The organism is Pseudodesulfovibrio sp. JC047 (assembly GCF_010468615.1).
Taxonomy (GTDB): Bacteria; Desulfobacterota; Desulfovibrionia; order Desulfovibrionales; family Desulfovibrionaceae; genus Pseudodesulfovibrio.
In genome coordinates, this window is record NZ_WUEH01000019.1 from 60,511 (window position 1) to 69,708 (window position 9,198).

Annotated in this window: 10 protein-coding genes and 1 tRNA gene; 5 read left to right on the forward strand and 6 right to left on the reverse strand. The window is 52.2% G+C overall.

Annotation, left to right across the window (positions count from 1 at the left end):
- Window positions 1-7: 7 nt before the first annotated feature.
- The 6 genes from GO013_RS12625 to GO013_RS12650 all read right to left on the reverse strand — a co-directional run bounded on the left by GO013_RS12625 (window position 8) and on the right by GO013_RS12650 (window position 5,686).
- Window positions 8-1,087 (reverse strand): nickel-dependent hydrogenase large subunit, encoded by a 1,080-nt coding sequence (locus GO013_RS12625; protein WP_163811652.1) that lies wholly within the window; start codon window positions 1,085-1,087, stop codon window positions 8-10.
- A 9-nt stretch (window positions 1,088-1,096) separates the two neighbouring features.
- A complete protein-coding gene (locus GO013_RS12630) occupies window positions 1,097-1,465 on the reverse strand; it encodes an NADH-quinone oxidoreductase subunit C (RefSeq protein ID WP_163811654.1) in 369 nt (122 codons plus the stop codon).
- A 20-nt stretch (window positions 1,466-1,485) separates the two neighbouring features.
- A complete protein-coding gene (locus GO013_RS12635) occupies window positions 1,486-1,929 on the reverse strand; it encodes an NADH-quinone oxidoreductase subunit B family protein (protein WP_163811656.1) in 444 nt (147 codons plus the stop codon).
- Between the two features lie 3 nt (window positions 1,930-1,932).
- A complete protein-coding gene (locus tag GO013_RS12640; RefSeq protein ID WP_163811658.1) occupies window positions 1,933-2,781 on the reverse strand; it encodes a complex I subunit 1 family protein in 849 nt (282 codons plus the stop codon).
- Entirely contained in the window at window positions 2,781-4,679 is a 1,899-nt protein-coding gene (locus GO013_RS12645; protein WP_163811660.1) for an NADH-quinone oxidoreductase subunit L, read from the reverse strand. Before GO013_RS12645 ends, GO013_RS12640 begins: the two co-directional genes overlap by 1 nt.
- 329 nt (window positions 4,680-5,008) lie before the next feature.
- Window positions 5,009-5,686: a phosphoadenosine phosphosulfate reductase family protein gene (locus tag GO013_RS12650; RefSeq protein WP_163811662.1), complete on the reverse strand. Its 678-nt coding sequence runs from the start codon at window positions 5,684-5,686 to the stop codon at window positions 5,009-5,011.
- A 64-nt stretch (window positions 5,687-5,750) separates the two neighbouring features.
- Between GO013_RS12650 and GO013_RS12655 the strand changes: the two genes are divergently transcribed.
- From GO013_RS12655 to GO013_RS12675, 5 genes are all read left to right on the forward strand, one after another.
- A complete protein-coding gene (locus tag GO013_RS12655; protein WP_239057856.1) occupies window positions 5,751-6,182 on the forward strand; it encodes a pyridoxamine 5'-phosphate oxidase family protein in 432 nt (143 codons plus the stop codon).
- 49 nt (window positions 6,183-6,231) lie between these two features.
- A tRNA-Arg gene (locus GO013_RS12660) sits at window positions 6,232-6,308 on the forward strand.
- A 253-nt stretch (window positions 6,309-6,561) separates the two neighbouring features.
- Complete coding sequence (locus tag GO013_RS12665; RefSeq protein ID WP_163811664.1) at window positions 6,562-7,356, forward strand: ABC transporter substrate-binding protein; 795 nt, start codon at window positions 6,562-6,564, stop codon at window positions 7,354-7,356.
- 64 nt (window positions 7,357-7,420) lie between these two features.
- The gene (locus GO013_RS12670; protein WP_163811666.1) at window positions 7,421-8,089 is read left to right on the forward strand and encodes an amino acid ABC transporter permease; all 669 of its coding nucleotides are present in this window, start codon (window positions 7,421-7,423) and stop codon (window positions 8,087-8,089) included.
- A gap of 3 nt (window positions 8,090-8,092) precedes the next feature.
- Window positions 8,093-8,761, forward strand: a complete 669-nt coding sequence (locus GO013_RS12675; RefSeq protein WP_163811668.1) for an amino acid ABC transporter permease — start codon at window positions 8,093-8,095, stop codon at window positions 8,759-8,761.
- Window positions 8,762-9,198 lie beyond the last annotated feature (437 nt).

Genomic DNA, 9,198 nt, shown 5'->3' on the forward strand with positions numbered 1-9,198 from the left:
AATTCTCCTAGCGTTCGGTGCAACTGATGCACGGGTCGATGGACAAAACGATGACCGGCACGTCGGCCAGCTCGCACTCTGGCAACATGTGCAGCAGAGGCGGGATGTTGGCAAACGTGGGGGTCCGGATACGCAGGCGGTCCAAATGCTTGGTGCCGTTGCCCTTGATATAATAGACGCACTCACCACGCGGTTGTTCCACGCGCATGTAGACTTCGCCTTCCGGCGGATTGCCCTTGACCTTGGCGGCCAGCTCGCCTTCAGGCAATTTGCTGATGGCCTGACGAACCAGATCAATGGATTGCAGAACTTCACGGAAACGGACGGTGCACCGTGCCCAGCAGTCGCCGGAGGTCTCAACGACCGGTTCGAAGTCCAGCTCGGGATATGCACCATATCCGGTTTCACGCATGTCGGACGCCACACCGGAACCACGAAGGGTCGGACCGGCTGCACCGAGAATGTACGCGTCTTCCTTGGACATGTAGCCAATACCGACGGTCCGGGATTTCACCGTGTAGTCGTTCATCAGCGTATTCTGCATTTCTTTCAATTCTTTTTCCACGATGTCCAGCTCGCTGAGAATCCAACGAATCTGTTCCATGGAAAGGTCAGTCCGCACGCCGCCGATGATATTGACAGAAACAATAACACGGCTGCCAGCGGTGGCCTCATTGATATCCATGATGCGTTCACGCACTTTCCAGAACTGCATGAACAATGCTTCGAAACCGAAGGCATCGGCAAACAGGCCCAACCACAACAAGTGGGAGTGCATTCTGTGCAGTTCGCTCCAGATGATGCGCAACATTTTTGCCCGATGTGGAACATCGATGTCCATCAGTTCTTCCACGCACTGCGAATAGCAGGTGCCGTGAATCATGGAGCAGATGCCGCACACGCGTTCACACACGGTGATCATCTGGTGGAAGTCACGGATGTCGGCCAGCTTTTCCAGACCACGATGGACGTAGCCCAGAGCCGGAACGGCTTCCTTGACGATTTCGTCCTCAACCTTGAGCGTCAGGTGAATCGGCTCCGGGAGAACGGGATGCTGCGGGCCGAAGGGAATTACGGTAGTTGCCATTACAGCCCCCTATTTTTTCGGCTCAATCTTGACGTTGGACACCAGGGGAACCTGGGTGACCTCGGGATCAAGAAGGAGCGTACGGTTAAAGTCGAGAACCAAGCCGTCAAATTTGACGTCCCACTGGTCGCGGATTTCGTTTTCCACCAGCATTGCACCGAAGTACACGCCGGACACACTGGGAATAGGCTTGTCCATGTCAACGGAGACTCGCAAGTGGGTATCCTCGTAATCCTTATCAAAATGATACAGGATACCAAGCTTGCCTTCGCCGTCCTGATATGTGGACAACGTGACAAACCGCTGTCCGTCATTCTTCATGTTCATGACCTCGCCGACAATGGTGTCGATGGTCACTTCTCGTATAGTACCTTTCATATCTTACCTCTGTGGACCGCCTAGCTGGCGTCTTCCACTTTTTGCGCAAACTTGGCCAGTCCAACAACCACACCGTCGATAATAGCTTCAGGCCGGGCCGGGCAGCCGGGGACATACACGTCCACCGGAATCACCTTGTCCACACCGCCGATGACGTTGTAGGCCTCACGGAATACTCCACCACTGTTGCCACATGCGCCAATGGCGATGACGGCTTTCGGCTCGGGCATCTGATCGTACAGATTTCTGAGCACCTTCTTGTTGCGATGGTTGACAGTGCCAGTCACCAGCAGCACATCAGCGTGCTTGGGGTTACCGACGTTAACAATGCCGAACCGTTCAATATCATACAACGGTGTCAGACAAGCCAGAACCTCGATATCGCAGCCATTACAACTCCCGCAGTCAAAATGAATGATCCACGGCGATTTGGCGCGAGATTTCTTGATAAATGATCCAAACATAATTTACCTCGCGTACAGCCAGATGAGGTTGACGATGGACAGGCCCATGCCGAGCAGCCAGACGCGTTTCAGCATCCAACGCCAGGTCATGCGAGCCATGGTGTTGTCCACCAGGATTTCAAGCAGGTAAGTGATAACCAGCAAGACAGCCATCCACAAAACGTTAGTATGCCAGAAGATGGCACACAAGCCGAGAATCAGGACGGTCTCATACCAATGAGCTATTTCAATCAGGGCCAGATACGGGCCGGAGTACTCGGTGAGCACACCCTTGACCAGTTCCTGATGACCATGATGGGACGTGGAGAAATCAAACGGAGACTTTCTCAACTTGATGGTCAGGGCATAGCCCAAGGCCAGATACAACAACGGCATCTTGGCAATCAATGGCATATCCTGAGACCAGACTGCTTCCAAAGAGAAGGAGTTGGTGACCATGTAAAACCCGACGAACACCAGAATGAGAATCGGCTCATACGCGAGAATCTGAATCAATTCACGCTGTGCGCCAACCTGCGAATACGGAGACTTGGTAGCCATGGCACCCATGACCAAGAAGACCGCACCGATTGCCTGGACAAAGAAGATGAGCAGCAAATCACTCTGAGCAAAGAACAAAGCCAGACAGACAGCAGCCGCGATCACATACACCCAGGCGCACAAGATCTGCCACTGGTTGACCACCATTTTTTCTTTGCCAAACAATTTTGCGACGTCATAAAAGGCCTGCGTAATCGGCGGGCCTTGACGAGATTGGAACCATGCCGTGACACGTCTGTCCAACCCCGCGATAAGACCACCCAGCAGCGGTCCTGCAATAAGTCCGATAAGAACAAGAATAAGCGTATCCATTAGATCGCCCCTCCCAGCATAAGCACAATCAAAGCGATCGCGAGCGCGTTGAAGATCGGCGTGAGCTTGCCTTCAGCGAACCACTCGCCCAGGTACATATTCCCGGCGGCAAACGGTACATCACCGTTCATGGGACCAATATACGTCCCGTCAACAGAGGTATTGGCACCACTCAGATACGGCGGCATGACCTTGGCCTTGCGGAATCCCTTGGCAGCCCTGGCGGCAAAAAGGACGCCCAGGCCGAAAACGATAAACAAGGGCACCACAGCAAACGAACCGACCGATGAGTTCAGCGTACCAAAGCTCACGGTAAACGGTGCCGTTCCCAGCCAGGGAGCCAACATGGAATTATAGAACCACGGAGAAATCAACGACAGGACCAGCGCGCCGAGGCACAAAACCGTCAGCGGCAGGCGCGTCAAAAACGCCTGAGATTCGGAAGGTGTACCAGCCTTGCGGGAACCCATCATGGAGCCACCCCAACGAGCCCAGTAGATAACCGTCAACGCAGAACCAAGCGCGAGCATGGTGACCACGAAGATGTTTGTTCCGGCACCAGCTTCAATCGCCATCCACTTGCACATGAGCACGCCAAACGGGGGCAGCAACATGGTCAGGATACCGATGACGGTAATCAGTGCAGTCCGAGGCAGCTTGGTATACAGGCCGCGCATATCTTCGATATCACGAGAACCGATTGCCTGCTCGATGGTCCCGACACACAGGAACAACAAGGACTTGGAAACCGCGTGGAAGACGATCAGCATGGCAGCGGCAGTCAAAGCCAGTGGCGTGTTGATACCGGCGCAACAGATAATCAGACCGAGGTTTGAAATCGTTGAATACGCCAAGATCTTCTTTCCGTTGGACTGACCAATGGCCAATGCGGCACAGGTCACGAAGGTGAATCCGCCACAGATGGCCACACCAGTGGACAGGAAGGTATCGACATACACAGGCGCGAACCGCAAAATCACGAAAACGCCCGCCTTGACCATGGTCGAGGAGTGCAACAATGCGGAAACCGGAGTCGGAGCGACCATGGCACCGAGCAACCAGCTCTGAAACGGCACCTGCGCGGCCTTGGTAAATCCGGCAAGGCACAAGAAGCCAACACCCGTCACCATGAGCGCGCCCTGCGGACCAGCGGCGAGGATAGCAGAGATATCAAGCGTTCCAGACTGTTTATACACCAGCATCATACCGACGACAAAGGCCAAACCGCCGAGAGCGTTCATCCACAATGCGCGGACAGCGTTCTTTGTGGCGATCTCAGTGGCATCGTGGCCGATCAGCATGAAGGAACACAGTGTGGTGACTTCGAAGAAGAAGTACATCCACAGAATGTTATTGGACAAAACCAAACCATTCATGGCTCCCAGGAACAGCACCAGATAGAAGAAGAAACGCGGCTGGCGTGTCTTACTCAAATGCAGATGTTCCTCATGCTTCTTCATATAAGGAAGCGCGAAGACACAAATCAGGGAACCGACGATGGAAACCACCAGAACCATGATCAGGGAGAGTTGGTCGCCCATGAGCGCGGGCACAGCCGCGTGTTCAACAGAGACGAATTCAAACCAAGCAAGCAAAACAACCTGCGCCAGAGTGAAACCCTGAATCAGTATGCTCTTGTGTTTGAAACCATAATAGTAAATGACGCCAAGCAGTGCGAAATCCAAGACCGTAATCAGGAAATCACTGCTGATGCCAAGGAATGAACCGACTGCAATCGGCTCAAAAGTCCCCTGCACGAGCAGTCCCAAAGACGCAAGCGTCAGGACGACCGCCGTACCGAGCACTGTCAGCTTTCGAACGGCCGAAGACCGAACGAAATAGCAGACCAATGCTGCAGCCACTGGCAGAAGAATGAGAAGCAGTAGCAAATTCGACATGAAGACCTCGTTTCAATAAAATGGAGAACGAGTACAACAGACACGTAAAAAACTCGGTTCACCTCTGACCGAATTTCCGTGCGAATGCACTTTACCCTTAGCCTAGTAATGCATGGGTATTATGGGAAGAATTAGGTTTGGTCAAGACCCAAATCTCGAAAAACTGGACACTTTTCCAGCCCCCAGATGTCCGGGCAGTCAGGGCACCAAAAGGGTTCCCCGCTCGACGCCATCCCATAAAAGCCCAAAAAAACGTTTTCTTTGTGAAAAAAAGAACGAAACATATACCTCGCTCGCTCTTGGAGACAAATGCCAATGTAATTCCGGAATCAGAAGTACCCAAGACTGGTCAATGTGGGGAGAACGGCTTCCTTGGCAGCATCCCGGCCAGCGCGTTCCCCGTTCCCCTTCCCGGACAGGTGCGTACAGGGCTGACAGCCGAGCGACCGATACCCTTGATCATACAGATCGCAATGGGGCAGGGAAAACCGATCATGAAACGCCCATATATCCATTTCCGTCCATTCAAGAATCGGATTCACCACTGTATGCGGAGGATCGTCCCGCCGCTCTTCCTCCAGCCGTCCCGCCCGGTCTGGATGTTCGTCACGTCGGATTCCAGTCACGACATGCGTTGCCCCGGTCTGAAGAATCGCCTGTTTCAACGGCTCCACTTTCAATTCACGACAACAGGAAAGCGGATCTTCGGCCAACGGATACCCGTCCAGTGACACGGCAGGCCGAGCAATGTGCAAATCCACGGTCCATTCCCGGGTTAACTCATCGCGAAAAAGCAGGACTTCAGGGAATTTGCAGCCGGTATCCAGATTGATGGCCCGCGCTGGCCCACACCCGAGGGCGTCCAAAACAGCCTTCCATATAAAAAGGACCACCGTGGAATCCTTACCGCCGGTCCACGCCACCCGCACGCGGTCAGTCCCACCGCGTTCAGCCAATCGTTGCAGCAGGGACTCGGTCCTCCGGATCTTTTCATCTAACGTACACATCGTCATGGCTTCCTTTTCATTAAATACTGGCTCGTGAGAACAGAGTGATGTATAGTTCCCTATTATGAGCAATCAAGAAATGGAACTCATCGAAGAGATAGTCAAGGCTAAGGATCTTTGTGTCCTTTCGACATCAGACGGCAACATTCCTCACACCTCTCTCATGCATTATTTTGCAGACCATGCGGTCATGAAATTCTACTTTCTTTCATCCAGGAATTCGAAAAAAAGCAAAAATTTGAAAAAAAACCCGCACGTCAGCCTGCTCATTGATCGAAGAGACGAGGACATCGCCTTATCAATTGAAGGTGTATACTCTCCTATTCAGAAACAACAGACCGTTGATGCCATCATCAAACTCTTTTTACTGAAAAATCCCCATATGCAAGGATTTGCGGAGCATCCGGACACGGAACTCATCCGAATCGAAGGAAAATCAGCCGAGCTTGTCCGTGGTTTTACTGATGTTTTTTTCACTAAATTCAAGAATTATTAAAAAAGTGCTTGACGGGAACGGCCCCTCCGCATAGACAGTTCCTCACGACGCGCCCGTGGCTCAGCTGGATAGAGCATTCGGCTACGAACCGAAAGGTCGCACGTTCGAATCGTGCCGGGCGCACCAAAAGAGACAGCCTCTGACAAAATATTTTGTCAGAGGCTTTTTCATTTCCTCCAACGCACTGAAAAAGCTCACACTCATATCCAGAAATTTCCAGAGCCACGCTTGCAAAACCGCTATACATCCAGTAGCCTTTTGGGATGTTGATTTCGCTATTGCGGAATTGGCTAAACCCGACCTGTCTATGGCACTGATTGTAATTCGCTTTTCTTTTCGAATTATCTCAGATCTCTCATTGAACATTATAGGAGGAATAATGAAACGTCTTTCCATCTGTCTGGCACTCATGGTGTCCATGATGCTGGCTGTGGCAACGACCGCATCCGCGGACTCTCTGGCTGAAATCATCAAACGCGGCGAACTTCGTGTCGCGGTCCAAACTCAATGTCCGCCTTTCAGTTTTTTGGATAAAAACGGCGACCGCACCGGTTCTTCCGTTGAATTCTGTCGCTTGATGGCCAAAGAAATGGGCGTCAAGATCAAATTCATGGATTATGACTGGGACGGCCTGATTCCCGCTCTGTTGTCCGGCAAAGCCGACATGTTGGCCGCCGACATGACCGCCAACCTGCAACGCGCACTCAAGGTCTCCTTTACCGACGCATTCTACTACACCGGCTCAGTGGCCGTGGTCAAAGCTGACTCCAACATCACCAATTGGGAACAGATCAACAAGGAAGGCATTCGTGTTGCCGTCCTGCTCGGTGGCACCGGCGAAGCCGACGCCAAACGTCTTTTCCCCAAGGCTGAGATCAAGTCATACAAGGGCGGCGGACCAATGCTCCTGAACGCCCTCATGGCAGGCAAGGCTGATGTGGCCGTCAACGACAAGACATCCATCTCCGGCAGCCTGGCTTCTTTCCCGCCGAACTCCACGCACTTCGTGGGCGATATCATGTCCAAGCAACCCCTGGCCTTTGCCGTCCGTCATGAAGACGAGACATTGCGCCAGTGGATCAACCTCTTCTTCGGTTGGGTCAAATCCGATGGCCGTTACGACGAAAACATCAAGTACTGGGTCGATTCCAAGGCCTGGGAAACCGATCACTAGACCGTAAAAGCCGCGTCATGTCTCTTTTCGAGGCATGACGTGTCTCCATACGGATTCGTCGCACATGCTCGAATATTTCAACTTCCGCATCATATGGGAGTATATGCCCCTGTTCATGGAGGGGCTATACCAGACTGCCTGGATTTCACTGGTGGGGATCATCGGTTCCCTCGTCACAGGAATGATCGCCTGCGCCTGTCGAATTTCAGGAATCAAACTGCTTGTAGCTCCGGCCGTGGCTTTCATCGAAGTCATTCGCTCCACGCCGCTATTGGCACAACTCTATTTTCTCTATTTCGGTCTTCCGTCGCTCGGCATTCAGGTCGATGAACTGACAACCGGCCTCGTGGCACTGTCCTTCAACTCCGGCGCATATGTTGCCGAGATTCTCCGTGCGGGAATCAAGGGGATTCCCACCGGTCAAGTCGAAGCTGCCATGGGTCAGGGATTCAACGTCTATCAACGTTTTTTCTATGTCATTCTCCCGCAGGCCCTGGCGAACACGCTGCCACCCATGTTGGGTCAGGCCATTGTCTTGGTCAAGGACTCCGCTGTCTTGTCACTCATTTCCGTCATGGAGCTGACCCGGGCCGGACAGATTCTCAATTCGGAACGATTCATGCCCGCTGAAGCATTCCTGACGGTGGCCGCACTGTATCTGGTCGTCTACTACGTGCTCAAGGGATTGATGAAATTCTATCAAATGCGCATGACGCGCTTCAGGAGCGCATAAATCATGTGGGGATTTTATTTCGACCAACTCATGAACAGCCTGCCCATGTTTTACAAAGGCATGGGCATGACCGTGGCAGTCTCCGCGCTCAGTCTGATTGGTGGAACGATCATCGGTGTCATCACCGGCATCCTCCGTTCCAATGAGAACACACTGATGGCCCGTATTCTTTCAATATATGTGGACGTCATGCGTGGCACGCCATTTTTGGTCCAACTCTTCATCATTTTCTTCATTCTGCCCGAATTCGGCATCCAGATGGAGGCCTTCACCGCTGCGGTCGTCAGTCTAACCATCTATGCGGGATCATACATCTGTGAAATCGTTTCTGCGTCCATTCAGGCCGTTCCCTCGGGACAGGAAGAAGCGTGTCGATCGCTGGGACACACCCGAAGCCAAGCCATGATTCTGGTGGTTCTCCCGCAAGCATTGCGGATGGCCTTGCCAGCACTGGTCGGACAATATGTCCTGCTTATCAAGGACTCGTCGATCGTCTCGGTGATCGGCCTGACAGACATCACCCGCGCCGGTTGGCTCACGGTCCAACGCGTGCCCGAAGGTCTCATGGTCTTTGGGCTGGTCGGTGTGATGTACTTTGTGGTGTGTTATCCGTTGATTCAGCTTTCAAATGTGTTGGAAAAACGGTTTTCCACCGGAGACTTGAAATTGTAATCACAACTTTATTTGCAAAAAAAAGCCTCTGTCCGCTCCTTTGAGCAGGCAGGGGCTTTTTCTTTTTTTTAGTAGAAAAGAAGACACAAGAAAAAGACCCAATATATCATTATTTATTGAGGGTTGCGCGCTACGCGGTGGAGAGTCATTCGGAATTATTTGAAAAGTTTCGCCCTTACAACGACAAGGGGGTGTTCCGGCGGCGGTAATTTTTCATTTAAGGATGAAGAAAAGACATAAGAGAAGAGCCTCATCTTTCCTTGTTTATTGAGCGTTGCGCGCTACGCGGTGAAGGTCATTCGAAATTATTTCAAAGGTTTCGCCCTTACGGCGACCTGCTTTTTGCTTGGGGCAAATTGTCAAACCAAACTTAACACCCCGGCAAGTCCCTGCTCCTCAATGATTTCCCAGGTTGTCCTGTATCCGAATTTCTTCCT

Excerpts from the sequence above, each read along its gene's own strand:
- GO013_RS12655 (WP_239057856.1), top strand. The coding sequence starts at position 5,751 with ATGAGCAATCAAGAAATGGAACTCATCGAAGAGATAGTCAAGGCTAAG.
- GO013_RS12665 (WP_163811664.1), top strand. The coding sequence starts at position 6,562 with ATGAAACGTCTTTCCATCTGTCTGGCACTCATGGTGTCCATGATGCTG.
- GO013_RS12625 (WP_163811652.1), bottom strand. The coding sequence starts at position 1,087 with ATGGCAACTACCGTAATTCCCTTCGGCCCGCAGCATCCCGTTCTCCCG.
- GO013_RS12635 (WP_163811656.1), bottom strand. The coding sequence starts at position 1,929 with ATGTTTGGATCATTTATCAAGAAATCTCGCGCCAAATCGCCGTGGATC.
- GO013_RS12630 (WP_163811654.1), bottom strand. The coding sequence starts at position 1,465 with ATGAAAGGTACTATACGAGAAGTGACCATCGACACCATTGTCGGCGAG.
- GO013_RS12650 (WP_163811662.1), bottom strand. The coding sequence starts at position 5,686 with ATGTGTACGTTAGATGAAAAGATCCGGAGGACCGAGTCCCTGCTGCAA.
- GO013_RS12645 (WP_163811660.1), bottom strand. The coding sequence starts at position 4,679 with ATGTCGAATTTGCTACTGCTTCTCATTCTTCTGCCAGTGGCTGCAGCA.
- GO013_RS12675 (WP_163811668.1), top strand. The coding sequence starts at position 8,093 with ATGTGGGGATTTTATTTCGACCAACTCATGAACAGCCTGCCCATGTTT.
- GO013_RS12640 (WP_163811658.1), bottom strand. The coding sequence starts at position 2,781 with ATGGATACGCTTATTCTTGTTCTTATCGGACTTATTGCAGGACCGCTG.
- GO013_RS12670 (WP_163811666.1), top strand. The coding sequence starts at position 7,421 with ATGCTCGAATATTTCAACTTCCGCATCATATGGGAGTATATGCCCCTG.